A 14,677-nucleotide genomic window follows, 5' to 3' on the forward strand; every position below is an offset into this window, starting at 1 on the left:
TGAAGTAAAGACGCACATCAAGATGCGATCCAGTGCAATAGGCCAGAGGCTTTGTTATACCAAATGAATAACAAAATGATTGATAAAGCATTTTGCTTATATCATGGATGCCGAAACAGAATCACAGATTGATCTTTTATCAATCGTTTTGATTCGGTGTTATTTGAAAGCGGCTCTTGTTATATTAATGACTTTTACTTTTGTGTTTGAACTCTAAGCGACAGAGAAAATACCATTTGCTTAGTTAAGCGAAGACTATCAGGTGCAAAGAATAAGTATTGCTGACTGAAGCAAAGCTTGTTGGTTGTAATAAAGGCCGTTTGCTTAGATAAGCAAACGGTGTTCGACGCAAAAAACAGACTTTACTCATCTAAGCAAAGCGTGTTTTCTGTAAAAAATGGCTATTGCTTACTTAAGTAAGGTCTGTTTTTTTCAAAAAGTGATATGTACAAAAAATACTATAACACAACTCTATTGTAACTATTCTAATTAGTTATTTTTTGATTCAAATATGGTTGGTTTGAATGTTAGCATTACCCACGCCCAGTTGTTTGCGGCATCGTTATTTGCAACATTCTTAACATCATAAAGACCGTCGCCTGCAAACATGTGCGAGTACCCAAAGTCTAATTGAACTTTTCCCTTGTGTGAGTATCCACAGAATAAGTCAAGCTCGGTACCCAAGCCTTGATTGCCAGTTGCAACTTCGCCATGGGCACTAAAAAAATGAAGTGCTGCATTAAACTTTACTTTACCCGGCTTCGCATTGGCTTTTACATAAATATCATGCAAACCTACATTGTCAATATGGTTTCCAACAAAGAAATAATCCATTAAACCATTGAATTTATGGTTAGTACCAAAAAATGGGTTGAATGAGTTGTTGTCATTTAGTTCTGACTGATCAGTACCGGATAATAATTCATAGCCACCACCAACATTGAATTTATCACCAAGAGGAGCCATAGCATCAACAGAAATATTCATCGCCGAAACATCTTTTCCAGCCACGTCTTCACCAAATTGGTAATAGAAATTACCTGCCAAATTAATGCCTGCTAATTTTGTTTTGATGTGTGTACCTGCTGTGCGCGTACAACGAACGCCCTGTTCTGTCATCTCAACATTCTCCCAATAAGGACGACCAACACTCATAAACAAGAAACTTGCTGAGTAGGAATCGCCTTTACGATTTAACCACAGGTACTGCATGCGTTTGTAATAATCATCGCCTACATAAATATTGCTATTTGTGTATGAGTTGTTATATGCCAAACCCAAATGTACATTAAAGTTACCTGTGTACTTAAAAACGGCTACATCGTGAGAGCGTGCTTGCTGAGCCCAGCCAACACTACCAAGCATTCTGTGATCATCATAAACTAACTGTTGCCGCCCTGCTTTTAATGAGAACTTTTGACTCATAAACCATTCAGCCCATGCTTGATGAAGGTAAGTGAAATTGCTGCCGTTCGATTTCTCAAGATCATATTTATTTAAAGTACCAGTTACTAGTTGTGGTTCGGCTCCCCAATTACGTACATCTTGCATTACAACACCAATGGCAAAAGCTTCGTTTTTGAAATCGAAATTTAAACGCGTACGCTGACTTGTGATTAATGAGCCGTCTGTAGCATCTGTAGCAGGTGTTTTAACACCGTGACTGTACTCTGTACGGGGACGTACTTCTGCAGATATTTTTACCTGAGCATACAAGGAACTGCTTGCCAGTAGTAGTACTGCAAGGAGTAATATGTTTTTAATCTTCATAATTTTTGATTTAGAATAAAAAAGCCCTAGCCAGTAATTATTAGGAGTATTGCACTGGCTAGAGCTTTATATACTGATATTATTTCATTGAAGTAGTATAACCAGCTTCACGCTGCTTAGCTTCTTCTTTCCATTTTGGAAGAAGTGTTTTTAAGAATTCATCTTTTTCAGCTTGAAGTTTTTCAACTGGTAATCCAATGTATTCCTGAGCTTTTGCTTTTGTAGAAATATCCGGATAAGGAACTTCTTCGTTATGACCCAGATCGGCCAATAAACGACTTAATTTTAAACGTCCTTCCTGAGCAACAGTAATACCTGTTGAAATAACTCGACCAGTTTCAACAGGCGAGTGGAATGATCCACCATGACTAGCTGCTGCATAATCCCAGCGCCACTGTGCATGACGAATATCCATTAAAATATCCTCCATTTGTTTTTCTGTAGCACCAAGATCCCAAGCTAATTTGGCTTCAACGTGTGCACGAACAACTAACTCTTCAAGCTTATCACGGTTTTCAATAATTCTGTCCTGACGCTCATATACGTCTTCAATCAAACTAGCCGTTTCTTCGCGGTGACAAACCTGACATGAATTAGCTACGTTGTTAAGTGGACTTTGAATGTGGTGATCGGTGAATTTTGTTCCGCCTTCGCTCTTATAAGGCATGTGACAATCGGCACAAGAAACACCGCGTTTAGCATGTACACCTGTAAGGTATACTTCGTAACCTGGGTGTTGCGCCTTAAGCATTGGCGCACGACTTAACTTATGTGTCCAGTCTGCAAAACCAATTTCATCGTAGTATTCTTCCATATCTTCAACTGACATACCTTTATCCCAAGGGAATGTTAGATATGGAGAACCAGGATTAGATTTTTTATCGAAATAATACTCAACATGGCACTGAGCACATACTAATGAACGCATTTCCTGATGAGAAGCATCGTTAATGTCTTTACCCATTCTTTCGAAAGCTTCAACCAAAGCAGGGCGTGTAATTTTCAGGTTCATTGTTTCTGAATCGTGACAGTCAGCACAACCAATGTTGTTCATAACTTCATGTCCCTTTTCGTCCCATTTACCTTTGTAAAACTCTGCTGGTCCCATTTCTTTCATTAAGCGAGGTACATCAGGACTTTTACAAGTCCAACATGTATTTGGCATCGGACTGTGTTCTTCTTCCGTTGGTGCACCAGTACGTAATGTTTTTTGAATATCTTCAATTGCATACATATGACCACGTCCTTGGTTGTAATCCTTTGCAAAGCCATAACCAGCCCAAAGTACAACCAATCGAGGGTCTACCTCCAACATATCAATCATGGCACTACCATTGTATTTACTAGCAAACGCAGTATCTTTGGTGTTCATGTATGACTGGTATTGTTTCGGAAAGTTCTGTCCCCAAACTTCGTTGCGAGGCTCCGTTGGAGCGTGTTTCACTTTTGGCGTATAGGCAAATACTGCTTCAGCTCTTCTCTCCATAACTGAAGATGCTAATAGTCCCAGTAAAAAAACAGCAACTATTGTTACCAAGAAAATTCCCCAGCCTAATAAGGGTTTGTCTTTTATTTGTTCACGAATAGGTTTCATATTATTCTTTGATTTAGGTTATTTACTATTTAAATCTTTAATCCAGTCGGGCAGAGGACTCTCTGGTACTGGTATGCGCGCGTCAGGCACACTTGATAAACTGTTAACACGACCATGAGGTGTTTCTCGATGACATTCCCAACAAAAACGATCATCAATATTTTGATGTACATCAGGAACTTGCGCTAACACTTTATCATTGGTAATTAATTGCGTGTGACAACGTACACAGTTTTGCTGAACAACATGTTGTCCCTCTTCTTTAATAAATATTACTTGTGGCTCGGCTCTTAATGTAAACATGGTTGCATGGCGCATACCATCCTTAGCCTTAAAGTAGTAGGTGTTAAAAACATTGTCGTGCGGTACATGACAATCATTACACGTAGCTGCTTCCCTATGGGCACTGTGGTTCCAAGTGGCATACTGCGGTCCCATAATGTGACAGTTAACGCATGTTTTTGGGTCATCGGACAAATAGGAATGTGCCCTTGAAACGTAAAATACGTAAAAGCCTAAACCCACAAACACACCAGCAGCCAATAAAACTGGAACTTTCCAATGCTCAGGAGGCTTGAGGAAATCAATTAGTTTTTTACTCATACAAGATTTAATTTAGATTAGTGATAGAAAGATAATTGTTTTCGCTGTTTTTTAACAAATATTCAGGCATTTAAATACTTATTAATACTTATTCTAAATAGCTAACAGATAAGGTCTTGTGATGCATAAAAGCCTGCACCTCATAAGAGAGATGCAGGATTTTAATATTATATTTTATAAGCTTAACAAGTTCTAATTAATCCACTTTGCGATATCTTCTTTTGGTGTGCTAATGCTACCAATACCAAAGGTATTGACTAAAATATTAGCCACATTTGGAGATAAAAATGCAGGTAATGTAGGTCCTAAGTTGATGTTTTTAACACCTAAGTGAAGTAATGCTAATAACACAATAACAGCCTTTTGCTCATACCATGCGATGTTATATACAATTGGTAAGTCATTAATATCATCTAGCTCAAATACTTCTTTTAGTTTAAGAGCAGTAACGGCTAAGCTGTATGAGTCATTACATTGTCCTGCATCCAATACGCGAGGAATACCACCAATATCGCCCAATGGCAATTTGTTGTAACGGTATTTTGCACATCCTGCAGTTAGGATTACTGTATCCTTTGGAAGTTCATTGGCAAAGTCTGTATAGTAGTTACGGTCATTCATACGACCATCACAACCTGCCATCACAACAAATTTCTTAATGGCACCACCTTTAACAGCCTCAACTACTTTGTCTGCTAACTGCAATACCTGATTGTGTGCAAAACCACCCACAATTTCGCCAGTTTCTATTTCAGTTGGTGCAGCGCATTTTTTTGCATGCTCAATAATAGCTGAGAAATCTTTTGGCTGACCGTTAACGCGATCTGGGAAGTGTGTGCATCCATCAAATCCTGATGCTCCTGTAGTGTATACACGTTCTTTGTAAGATGCTTTTGGAGGAACAATACAGTTAGTTGTAAATAATATAGGGCCGTTGAAAGATTCAAATTCAGTTGTTTGTTTCCACCAGGCACTACCGTAGTTTCCTACAAAGTTTTCGTATTTCTTAAATTTAGGATAATAATGAGCTGGTAACATTTCACTGTGAGTATATACATCAACACCAGTTCCTTGTGTTTGGTCCAACAGTTCTTCTAAATCCTTTAAGTCGTGTCCACTAATTAAGATGGCAGGGTTGTTTTTTACACCGATGTTAACTGATGTAATTTCAGGATTACCAAATGATTCTGTATTGGCTTTATCCAATAGTGCCATTACATCAACCCCAAATTTACCACACTCTAAAACTAAACCGACTAGTTCATCGGCAGAAATTGTTTCTGAAATTGTAGCAACTAAAGCTTTTTTAGCAAAGCTATAGATTTCTTCATTTTCATATCCAAGGTTCCAGGCGTGCTCACCATAAGCAGCCATACCTTTTAATCCATATGTTAATAGCTCTTTTAACGAACGAATATCTTCGTTTTCAATAGATAAAATACCTATCAATAAAGCCTTTGATTCCATTGCATTTTCATCAGCTGCTCTGTATGTGGCGCAGTCGTGAAGATCAGCACTTGTTCCCAGCTGAGACTTAATTTCATCTTGGATAGCATAACCTTCTTTGATTTTTGCGGCAATTTTATTGCGATCGAAGTTGGCATTAGTAATGGTAATAAACATCGAATCGATGATGTATTTATTAGCTTGAGCTTGCTCAATTCCTTTTTCGTCAGCTAACTGGCTTAACACCGCTACTCCTTTTGCTGTGTATAATAAAAGATCTTGCAAATTAGCCACATCTGAAGTTTTTCCACAAACTCCTTTAATTTCACAACCTGTTCCTTTGGCTGCTTCCTGACATTGGTAACAAAACATACTCATGATTATCGGTCTTTTAGTTATTGATTTAATTTGTGAAGAGTTAATTTAAAGAAGTGAGAAATGTCTTATGAGGTAAGTACCCCAGGTAATTGGACGGTTGAGACATTCCCCACTTCGCTACCTAACCCAATATTTTAATGGTATAAACGAAGCTTTAGGTTAAGGCAGAAGAACCTAAGTTTTTCTGCCTTATTTTCCCTTTACCCAATCTACACCCATTCCTCTTTAAGTATTTCACCTTCAATTGAAATCATTGCCAATTTTAAAGGTATTTTTCTACTGGCTTTTTCAACGGCCATTTTTGCTTGTTGTAATAAACCACCACAGCAAGGTACTTGCATAATAGCCACTGTCATCGTGTTGATTTTGGCCTGATCAATCATTTGAACCAATTTGTCAACGTACACCTCTTGATTACTGTCTAATTTAGGACACGCAATGCCAACGCTACGACCTTTTAAAAACTTGCTATGGAAATTACCCATTGCAAAAGCTACACAGTCGGCAGCCAGCACCATATCTGAATCTCTGAAATAAGGAGCCATTGGGTTTACCAAATGCATCTGCACTGGCCATTGCCTCAGTTCTGAAGCAGCATCGCCATTGTTATTTGAAACTTCTGGTGTTGATGTTGGGCGTTCAATTGATCGAGCGGCCGAGCCTGGGCATCCACCACCCACATGTCCTTGTTGCATAACTGATACTTTAGGTTTATGTACTTGACGAATAACATCATCTACTTTAAAGTTAAGTTGGCTTTCATTTTCCTTAAGCCAATTAACTGCTTGTTTCAAAAATGTAACTTCGTTATGTTCCTTTAAATGTTTTAAGTGAGCCACCACAGTATTGATACCTTTGTCAACCATAATTTCCATCACTTTAATTTCGTCGTATGGTTCTGCTTCACGTTTCTCTATCTCCATGGCATCTTGTGGGCAATGATTTAAACAGGCGCCTAATCCGTCGCACATAAGATCACTAATTAAACGAGCTTTACCATCAATAATTTGCAGGGCACCTTCGTGGCAAGAAGGAATACATACTCCACATCCATTACATTTATCTTCGTCTATTTTAACTACGTCTCTTATCATTGCTTTCTTGTTTTAATCTTTTTTACATTGGCAAATGTATATCGACTTTGCAATTGACGCTGTAACATATGTTACAAAATCAGAAATAATTTATAATTTGGTACAAAATTACTTAATACATGGAAGTACTAGCAAAATGCCCATTATTTAAAGGTATTGATAATGAGGGTATAAGTCAATTGTTAAATGAGATACCCTATCAGATAAAAAAATATGAAAAAGGGCACATGATAGCGCAAAGTGGTGAGGAGTGCCGTTCATTGATGATCATGTTAAAAGGAAGTGTAAAGGGGGAGATGATGGATTATTCGGGCAAAGCCATTAAAATTGAAGATATTGAACCACCAAAACCTTTAGCCATTGCCTTTTTGTTTGGCGAAAACAATTCTTGCCCTGTTAATATAGTTGCCAATAATTCTGTTGAGATACTGCATTTACCCAAAAAGTCAGTGATAGAATTAATGCAGATGAGTTCACATGTGCTTAAAAATATCATGAACATCATTTCGAGCAAGACACAGTTCTTATCGGATAAAATACGTTTTCTTTCTTTTCAAACAATCAGAGGGAAGATTGCACATTACTTATTACAATTGACTGGGCCTGTTAATGGTGAAATGATTTTAACAAAAAGTCAGGAGGAATTAGCTAATATGTTTGGCGTCACTCGGCCATCTTTAGGAAGAGCATTGCGTGACTTACACAATGAAAATATTATTGAAGCAAAGGGTAAAAGTGTGAAAATAATTAATCGTGAATTACTCGTTAAGCAATTAAAAAAGTAATATGAGTCATCGAACAAAGATGGTGGTATTGAGCTGCGAGCATGGGGGCAATGAGGTGCCAGAAAAGTACCGGAATTTGTTTAAAAATGCTGTTTCAGCTTTAAATTCTCATCGTGGATACGATATTGGAGCCAAGGAGTTGTTTGATTTGATGAATTTTGCCTACATAGCACATAGACAGTGTGCTACGACTAGTCGTTTGCTTGTGGACATAAATCGTTCGCTACATCGTCGCACCTTGTTTTCAGAGTTTACAAAGAACTTAGCAAAAGAGGAAAAGAAGCTGATATTGGAGAACTACTATTACGCTTTTCGCAAGCCTTTTGATTTGAAAATACAAAAGCTTTGGAGTCAGAATAAAACAGTTTTGCATCTTTCTGTTCATTCGTTTACCCCAATGCTCAATAATAAAATTCGACAGACTGATTTTGGCATTTTATATAACCCTGAGAGAAAAGAGGAGAAGCACTTTGCCAAACTGTGGAAAGACAAAATAAATGAAATACTTCCAGACTATCGGGTGCGATTCAATTACCCCTTTCGAGGAAAACCCGATGGTCATGTTCGTTATTTTAGGGATAGGGAGCAGGAGAAATACCTGGGCATTGAATTTGAGATGAATCAAAAATATGCACACGACCAAGTATTGCTGCAGAAAATAGCAAGATCCTTTAATCGGGCAGTGGAAGTTTGGATGACTGAGTCATAGTTATTGATGCATGATTATCTTTGCATTTCGGTTTCCATGAAAACTAATAATGATGGCTAAGATTAAATTAAACAAGAAATCTCTCATACGCTGGAAAATATACATCGATAGAGCAAGGATGTATATTGGTTATATTCAATTTTTAATGATTGGCTTTGTCTTTCTTCAATCATTTGAAGAGACCAATTGGGGAGCTTTGATTTTCGATAATTTATTATATTCTATCCCACTATTATTTATGCTTTTTATTGTGCTTCAGTTGGTGCTTGGACGCATTGATACAGTATTGGGTTTAAGGGAAGAGGAAATGAGGAATGCATCGACATCAAACCCTGTAATGAGAGAGTTGCTAACGAATATTCAGGACTTGAAATTAGAAGTCAAACAACTATCAGAACAAATTAAAGAAACTAAATAGTTACAATGAACGCAGAACAGATTTTTCATACCATTATCGGCATTTTAACAGCGCAGTTTATTTTCGATCAATGGCTCGATTACTTGAATCATAAAACCGTTAAGAGTAACATACCATCGGAATTAAAAGGTGTTTATGATGAAGAAAAATATAAAAAGCAACAAGAATATAAAAAAGCTAATTACAGCTTTGGTGTATTAAGCGAATGTGTAAGCTTTATTGCCATTGTATTAGTCTTGTTTTTAGGTGGGTTTGCATTTGTAAATGAGTTAAGTGCTGCAGTAAGTAGCAACAGCATTATTCAAGCCTTAATATTTTTTGTTATCATAGGGTTCGCTTCTTCCATCATGAGCCTGCCCTTTAGTATTTATGGAACCTTTGTTATTGAACAACGGTTTGGGTTTAATAAAACAACACCTAAAATATTTGCATTGGATTTATTAAAATCAATGCTATTATCGGTTTTAATTGGCGGGCCGCTAATGGCCTTGGTCATTTGGATTTATGGTATTGCGGGGGAGTATTTTTGGCTGTATGCCTGGTTGCTTATTAGTAGTTTTACTGTATTGATGACCATGTTTTACACTTCGCTAATTTTACCACTTTTTAACAAGCAAACGCCGCTTGAGGAGGGGGACTTAAGAAGTGCCATTGAAGCATTCTCCGTGAAAGCTGGTTTTAAGCTCGACAATGTTTTTGTAATGGATGGCTCAAAAAGAAGTACTAAGGCCAATGCTTTCTTTAGTGGTTTAGGAAGTCGCAAACGCATTGTTTTATACGATACCTTAATTAACGATTTAAACACCGATGAAATTGTAGCTGTTTTGGCCCATGAAATTGGTCACTATAAATTAAAGCACACCTTGTGGGGTACCATAACAGGCGTGTTGCAAATGGGCTTTGTGCTATTTATTTTTGGTTTAGTAGTTAACTCTCCATTGCTTTCAAATGCCTTGGGTGTTGAAGAGCCTAATTTTCATATTGGAATTTTGGTATTTGGTATGCTTTACTCTCCAATTTCTTTCGTTACAGGTATTTTCATGACTATTTTATCGCGTAAAAACGAATATGCAGCTGATGCCTATGCAAATAGTTTTGGCCTAGGAGAAGCGCTTATTAGTGGTTTAAAAACCATATCATCGAATGCCTTAAGCAATTTAACTCCTCATCGTTTGTATGTTTTCTTTCATTATTCACATCCTCCTTTATTGCAGAGGATAAGGGCTATTAATCAAAACTAAAAGTTGTAGGTAATGAATGTTGAAATTATAACAATTGGTAATGAACTGCTCATTGGTCAGGTCATCGATACCAATTCGGCCTGGATGGGGCAGGAATTAAATAAAGCTGGCTTTGATGTGTCTCGTATAACTTCAATTCAGGATACTGCCAGTGAAATATCATCGACATTGAATGAGGCTATGTTGCGGGCTGATATTATTCTATTAACAGGAGGATTGGGGCCAACCAAAGATGATATTACCAAAGAAACACTTGCAAAGCTATTTGACAGTGAGTTGGTTTTTAATCAGGAGGCTTACGATAACATGGCAAACTTTATTAAAGGGCGCGTAAAATCAATTAATAAATTAAATCGTGGACAGGCGTACATTCCAGCATGTTGCGAGCTTATTAATAATCCAGTTGGTACAGCTCCCGTTATGTGGTTTAATCAAAATGGAAAAATAATCGTTTCGATGCCTGGCGTTCCTGGAGAGATGAAAACTGCCATGAAAGATTCCATTATTCCACGTTTACAGGATAAGTTTGTAACTGGTCATATTTTACATAAAACAATTCAGGTTTTTAACATTCCTGAAGCGGTATTGGCCGAACAGCTTGAAGAATGGGAGAGTAGCATACCTGCTTTTATATCTTTAGCTTATTTGCCAGGACCAGGTAAAATACGCTTACGTTTATCAGCTAAAACAAACGATAAACAGTTGGCAATGCAGGCGTTTGAGCGTTTAACTCTTCAATTACATGAATTGATTGGTGCCCATATTTTTGCCGAAGAGGATCAGCCAACCCATGTATTAATTAGTGAAGTGTTCAAGTTATCAGGTAAAACCCTAGCTACAGCAGAAAGTTGTACAGGTGGCCTAATTAGCCATTTACTTACCAGTGTGCCTGGTAGTTCGGCCTATTTCAGAGGCGCAGTGGTGGCTTACGAGAATGAAATTAAAAAAGCTGTATTGGGTGTGCCATCTCAAAAACTAGAAGAACATGGCGCCGTTAGCCAAGAGGTGGTTGAGGCAATGGCTTTGGGAGTTAAAAAGCTGATGCAAACGAATTATGCCATTGCTACATCGGGTATTGCAGGACCAACTGGAGGAAGCGACGAAAAGCCTGTTGGAACAGTTTGGATTGCCATAGCTGGCGATTTTGGTGTCATCAGTAAAAAGTATAATTTTGGGCAGATAAGAGGGCGTAATATTCAGCGATCAGCCGACAGTGCATTAATTATGCTTTTACAGCAATTAAAGCATTAAAATACCTAAAGGAATTAGCTATAAAAAGGGCTAATTTGAGGTAAATTGCTATTAAAGTTGAAAAAAATGAAAAATCAACTGAATTATAGAAGCAAGTATTTGTATTATCCGAGAAAAATGCCTTATTTTGCGCTCTGTTTGAAAAATGTATCCGAAAAAAAACTGTTGAGCGATGTCAAGAGTATGTCAAATAACTGGTAAATCATTCATGGTGGGAAACAATGTTTCTCACTCAAAGAGAAGAACCAAGAGAAGATTCGATATCAATCTTTTCAAGAAGAAATTTTTCTTACCTGAGGAAGATCGTTGGGTAAATATTAGAGTATCTGCAGCAGGTTTGCGTATGATCAACAAAGTTGGTCTTGCAGCAGCCTTAAAAGGTGCTAAGGAAAAAGGATTTATTGCTAACTATTAATAAGGAGTAGAAATGGCAAAGAAAGCAAAAGGTAATCGCGTTCAGGTTATTTTGGAGTGCACTGAGCACAAAGAAAGCGGACAACCAGGAACAAGCCGATATATTACCATCAAAAACAGAAAAAATACTCCTGATCGTATGGAGTTAAAGAAGTATAATCCGATTTTGAAGCGTGTTACTTTACACCGCGAAATCAAATAAAACTGATTAACGATGGCAAAGAAAGCAGTAGCATCATTGCAAAAAGGTGAAGGTAAAGGTCACACTAAAGTGATTAAAATGGTTAAGTCTCCTAAAAGTGGAGCTTACACTTTCCGTGAAGAAATCGTTCCAAACGAAATGGCAAAAGATTATTTCAAGAAGTAATTTTTGAAATTCAAGATAACTAAGAAGCTTCCTTATTTTTAAGGGAGCTTTTTTGTTGTTATACAGTAGCTTATAAGACTCTTTTGTATACCAGTGAAAGTTTGTTGCTAATTCGCTTCCTTACTGTTTGCTTTTATACAGAGTCTTGTATCTTTTTTATATCTTTAAGCCCTTAAAAATTAATATACATGGGTTTATTCGGCAGCTTTACAAAAGCGAAGAAAGAAAGTCTGGATAAAGGACTGGCCAAAACAAAAGAGAGCGTATTAAAAAAGTTAACGCGTGCCGTTGTTGGTAAAACAAAGGTTGACGATGACGTGCTTGATGAATTGGAAGAAGTATTGATCACATCCGATGTGGGTGTTGATACTACTTTGAAGATTATTGAGCGCATAGAAGAGCGCGTTTCTCAAGATAAATTTCTGAGTACTTCAGAGCTGAACGATATTCTGCGTCAGGAAATTGCCAAATTACTAGCAGAAAACAAATCGGGCGATGAGAGTCAGTTTGAATTACCCAAAAGCGATCTTCCATATGTAATAATGGTTGTTGGTGTTAATGGTGTTGGTAAAACAACTACCATTGGTAAATTGGCTAACAAATTCAAACAAGCGGGTAAGAAGGTTGTGTTAGGAGCCGCTGATACCTTTCGTGCTGCCGCTATTGACCAATTAGTTGTTTGGTCTGAGCGCGTTGATGTTCCAATTGTGAAGCAAAGCATGGGATCAGATCCTGCTTCAGTGGCCTTTGATACACTAGAATCTGCCAGGAATCAGAATGCTGATGTTGTTATTATTGATACGGCTGGTCGTTTACATAACAAGGTAAACTTGATGAACGAGCTGACTAAGGTAAAGCGCGTGATGCAAAAGATTGTGCCTAATGCACCTAATGAGGTATTGTTAGTGTTAGACGGATCTACTGGTCAGAATGCTTTTGAGCAGGCTAAGCAATTTACCCTAGCAACCGAGGTTTCGTCATTGGCCATTACTAAGTTGGACGGAACAGCCAAAGGTGGTGTTGTAATTGGTGTTTCTGATCAATTTAGTATCCCTGTTAAATACATTGGTATTGGTGAAGGAGTTGATGATTTGCAGGTGTTTAACCGCGATGAATTTGTTGACTCTTTATTTAGATAAAATTAAAATTAAGCTGTTTTTGTAGGACAGCTTTTTTTGAGCGATATTAAAACATTAAAGTACTTAAATTAATAATATGTCTGTGCCAAAAGGAAAGAAAGTAGATGTTGTAACTCTTGGTTGTTCTAAGAATTTGGTGGATAGTGAGTTTCTTATTCGTCAGTTTAAAGCCAATGGGATTGAGGTAGCACATGATTCAGAATCACCCGATGGCGAGGTAGCCATTATTAATACCTGTGGTTTTATTGCCGATGCAAAGGAAGAGTCTATTGATACGATATTAGATTTTACCGAAGCTAAGAAGCGGGGTGATATTAAAAAGTTGTATGTCATGGGCTGCTTGTCGGAGCGTTACCCAGGTCAGCTTAAAAAAGAACTACCTGAAGTAGATAAGTTCTATGGTAAATTCGACTGGAAAGATATTGTGAGTGAGATAGGAGCTACTTATCGTCGCGATTTAATGAATGAGCGCTCGTTAACCACGCCTAATCATTATGCTTATTTAAAAATATCGGAAGGCTGTAACCGAACTTGTAGTTATTGTGCTATTCCGCTTATTACTGGTAAGCATGTGAGTCGTCCAATGGATGATTTACTGGATGAAGCAAAGCGCCTGCGCGATTCGGGAGTTAAAGAACTACAAGTTATTGCCCAGGATTTATCCTTTTATGGTTATGACTTATACAAGTCGTATAAACTACCTCACTTAGTGGATGAACTCGCTAAGATAGATGGTTTGGAATGGATCCGTTTGCATTACGCCTATCCAGCTGGTTTTCCTCTGGATGTATTAAAAGTGATGCACGATAATCCTAAAGTTTGTAATTACCTGGATATTGCTTTGCAGCACATTAGTGATCCGATGTTGGAAATTATGCGACGCAACGTACGTAAAAACCAAACGTATCGTTTGATTGAGGAAATGCGGACGCAGGTGCCAGATATTCACTTGCGCACCACTTTTATAACAGGTCATCCTGGAGAGACAGAAAAAGATTTTGCAGAGATGGAGCAATTTGTGAAAGATGCCCGTTTCGAACGCTTAGGTGTTTTCCCTTATTCTCATGAGGATGATACCTATGCCCATAAAAAATACCAGGATGACATACCTGAGGAAGTGAAGCAGGAGCGTGCAGATCGCATCATGGAAATTCAAAATGGTATTGCCAAGGAGCAAAATGCCGAGAAAGTAGGCAAGACCTTAAAAGTAGTTGTTGACCGGGAAGAGGGGGATTATTTTATTGGCCGTACAGAGTACGATTCTCCAGAAGTGGATCAGGAAGTGTTGATGCACAAAGATGATAACAAAGAGCTGACCATTGGGGATTTTTACCAGGTTGAAATAACAGATTCTGAAGACTATGATTTATTTGGAATAGCCAAGTAAAAGAATTTTAGTTTTACAATATTCGAAGCCTGCATTAAGAATTTAGTGCGGGCTTTTATTTATTAAGCTGCCTTGTAATCC

15 protein-coding genes are annotated in these 14,677 nt (G+C 37.8%); 10 read left to right on the forward strand and 5 right to left on the reverse strand.

Annotation, left to right across the window (positions count from 1 at the left end):
- Positions 1 to 489: 489 nt before the first annotated feature.
- From FNN09_RS10835 to FNN09_RS10855, 5 genes are all read right to left on the reverse strand, one after another.
- Complete coding sequence (locus FNN09_RS10835; protein ID WP_143302365.1) at positions 490 to 1,770, reverse strand: alginate export family protein; 1,281 nt, start codon at positions 1,768 to 1,770, stop codon at positions 490 to 492.
- Between the two features lie 79 nt (positions 1,771 to 1,849).
- A complete protein-coding gene (nrfA, locus tag FNN09_RS10840; protein ID WP_143302367.1) occupies positions 1,850 to 3,364 on the reverse strand; it encodes an ammonia-forming cytochrome c nitrite reductase in 1,515 nt (504 codons plus the stop codon).
- An 18-nt stretch (positions 3,365 to 3,382) separates the two neighbouring features.
- Complete coding sequence (gene nrfH / locus FNN09_RS10845; protein WP_143302369.1) at positions 3,383 to 3,967, reverse strand: cytochrome c nitrite reductase small subunit; 585 nt, start codon at positions 3,965 to 3,967, stop codon at positions 3,383 to 3,385.
- A gap of 192 nt (positions 3,968 to 4,159) precedes the next feature.
- A complete protein-coding gene (gene hcp / locus FNN09_RS10850) occupies positions 4,160 to 5,791 on the reverse strand; it encodes a hydroxylamine reductase (RefSeq protein ID WP_143302371.1) in 1,632 nt (543 codons plus the stop codon).
- A 209-nt stretch (positions 5,792 to 6,000) separates the two neighbouring features.
- Positions 6,001 to 6,885 (reverse strand): ATP-binding protein, encoded by an 885-nt coding sequence (locus FNN09_RS10855; RefSeq protein ID WP_143302373.1) that lies wholly within the window; start codon positions 6,883 to 6,885, stop codon positions 6,001 to 6,003.
- A 119-nt stretch (positions 6,886 to 7,004) separates the two neighbouring features.
- On the opposite strand from FNN09_RS10855, the gene FNN09_RS10860 reads away from it, so the two are divergent.
- The 10 genes from FNN09_RS10860 (at position 7,005) to rimO (ending at position 14,596) form a co-directional block, all read left to right on the forward strand.
- A complete protein-coding gene (locus tag FNN09_RS10860) occupies positions 7,005 to 7,670 on the forward strand; it encodes a Crp/Fnr family transcriptional regulator (protein WP_143302375.1) in 666 nt (221 codons plus the stop codon).
- 1 nt (position 7,671) lies between these two features.
- Positions 7,672 to 8,379 (forward strand): N-formylglutamate amidohydrolase, encoded by a 708-nt coding sequence (locus tag FNN09_RS10865; protein ID WP_143302377.1) that lies wholly within the window; start codon positions 7,672 to 7,674, stop codon positions 8,377 to 8,379.
- 52 nt (positions 8,380 to 8,431) lie between these two features.
- Positions 8,432 to 8,797 carry a hypothetical protein gene (locus FNN09_RS10870; protein ID WP_143302379.1) on the forward strand — a complete coding sequence of 122 codons (366 nt, stop codon included), beginning with the start codon at positions 8,432 to 8,434 and terminating at the stop codon, positions 8,795 to 8,797.
- A 5-nt stretch (positions 8,798 to 8,802) separates the two neighbouring features.
- Entirely contained in the window at positions 8,803 to 10,038 is a 1,236-nt protein-coding gene (locus FNN09_RS10875) for a M48 family metallopeptidase (RefSeq protein ID WP_143302381.1), read from the forward strand.
- 12 nt (positions 10,039 to 10,050) lie between these two features.
- Positions 10,051 to 11,289 (forward strand): competence/damage-inducible protein A, encoded by a 1,239-nt coding sequence (locus FNN09_RS10880; protein ID WP_143302383.1) that lies wholly within the window; start codon positions 10,051 to 10,053, stop codon positions 11,287 to 11,289.
- A gap of 172 nt (positions 11,290 to 11,461) precedes the next feature.
- On the forward strand, positions 11,462 to 11,704 hold the full coding sequence (rpmB, locus tag FNN09_RS10885; RefSeq protein ID WP_143302385.1) for a 50S ribosomal protein L28: 243 nt from the start codon (positions 11,462 to 11,464) through the stop codon (positions 11,702 to 11,704).
- A 12-nt stretch (positions 11,705 to 11,716) separates the two neighbouring features.
- Positions 11,717 to 11,905 carry a 50S ribosomal protein L33 gene (rpmG, locus tag FNN09_RS10890; RefSeq protein ID WP_143302386.1) on the forward strand — a complete coding sequence of 63 codons (189 nt, stop codon included), beginning with the start codon at positions 11,717 to 11,719 and terminating at the stop codon, positions 11,903 to 11,905.
- A gap of 12 nt (positions 11,906 to 11,917) precedes the next feature.
- The gene (locus tag FNN09_RS10895) at positions 11,918 to 12,070 is read left to right on the forward strand and encodes a DUF4295 domain-containing protein (protein ID WP_143302387.1); all 153 of its coding nucleotides are present in this window, start codon (positions 11,918 to 11,920) and stop codon (positions 12,068 to 12,070) included.
- A 188-nt stretch (positions 12,071 to 12,258) separates the two neighbouring features.
- On the forward strand, positions 12,259 to 13,209 hold the full coding sequence (gene ftsY / locus FNN09_RS10900) for a signal recognition particle-docking protein FtsY (protein WP_143302388.1): 951 nt from the start codon (positions 12,259 to 12,261) through the stop codon (positions 13,207 to 13,209).
- A 76-nt stretch (positions 13,210 to 13,285) separates the two neighbouring features.
- Positions 13,286 to 14,596 (forward strand): 30S ribosomal protein S12 methylthiotransferase RimO, encoded by a 1,311-nt coding sequence (gene rimO / locus FNN09_RS10905; RefSeq protein ID WP_143302389.1) that lies wholly within the window; start codon positions 13,286 to 13,288, stop codon positions 14,594 to 14,596.
- Positions 14,597 to 14,677: the final 81 nt, after the last annotated feature.

The organism is Carboxylicivirga sp. M1479 (genome assembly GCF_007097485.1).
Lineage (GTDB): Bacteria > Bacteroidota > Bacteroidia > Bacteroidales > Marinilabiliaceae > Carboxylicivirga.

Bases quoted from the DNA above. Each gene is read 5' to 3' on its own strand.
- FNN09_RS10835 (WP_143302365.1), bottom strand. From the start codon at position 1,770: ATGAAGATTAAAAACATATTACTCCTTGCAGTACTACTACTGGCAAGC.
- nrfA (WP_143302367.1), bottom strand. From the start codon at position 3,364: ATGAAACCTATTCGTGAACAAATAAAAGACAAACCCTTATTAGGCTGG.
- nrfH (WP_143302369.1), bottom strand. From the start codon at position 3,967: ATGAGTAAAAAACTAATTGATTTCCTCAAGCCTCCTGAGCATTGGAAA.
- hcp (WP_143302371.1), bottom strand. From the start codon at position 5,791: ATGAGTATGTTTTGTTACCAATGTCAGGAAGCAGCCAAAGGAACAGGT.
- FNN09_RS10855 (WP_143302373.1), bottom strand. From the start codon at position 6,885: ATGATAAGAGACGTAGTTAAAATAGACGAAGATAAATGTAATGGATGT.
- FNN09_RS10860 (WP_143302375.1), top strand. From the start codon at position 7,005: ATGGAAGTACTAGCAAAATGCCCATTATTTAAAGGTATTGATAATGAG.
- FNN09_RS10865 (WP_143302377.1), top strand. From the start codon at position 7,672: ATGAGTCATCGAACAAAGATGGTGGTATTGAGCTGCGAGCATGGGGGC.
- FNN09_RS10870 (WP_143302379.1), top strand. From the start codon at position 8,432: ATGGCTAAGATTAAATTAAACAAGAAATCTCTCATACGCTGGAAAATA.
- FNN09_RS10875 (WP_143302381.1), top strand. From the start codon at position 8,803: ATGAACGCAGAACAGATTTTTCATACCATTATCGGCATTTTAACAGCG.
- FNN09_RS10880 (WP_143302383.1), top strand. From the start codon at position 10,051: ATGAATGTTGAAATTATAACAATTGGTAATGAACTGCTCATTGGTCAG.
- rpmB (WP_143302385.1), top strand. From the start codon at position 11,462: ATGTCAAGAGTATGTCAAATAACTGGTAAATCATTCATGGTGGGAAAC.
- rpmG (WP_143302386.1), top strand. From the start codon at position 11,717: ATGGCAAAGAAAGCAAAAGGTAATCGCGTTCAGGTTATTTTGGAGTGC.
- FNN09_RS10895 (WP_143302387.1), top strand. From the start codon at position 11,918: ATGGCAAAGAAAGCAGTAGCATCATTGCAAAAAGGTGAAGGTAAAGGT.
- ftsY (WP_143302388.1), top strand. From the start codon at position 12,259: ATGGGTTTATTCGGCAGCTTTACAAAAGCGAAGAAAGAAAGTCTGGAT.
- rimO (WP_143302389.1), top strand. From the start codon at position 13,286: ATGTCTGTGCCAAAAGGAAAGAAAGTAGATGTTGTAACTCTTGGTTGT.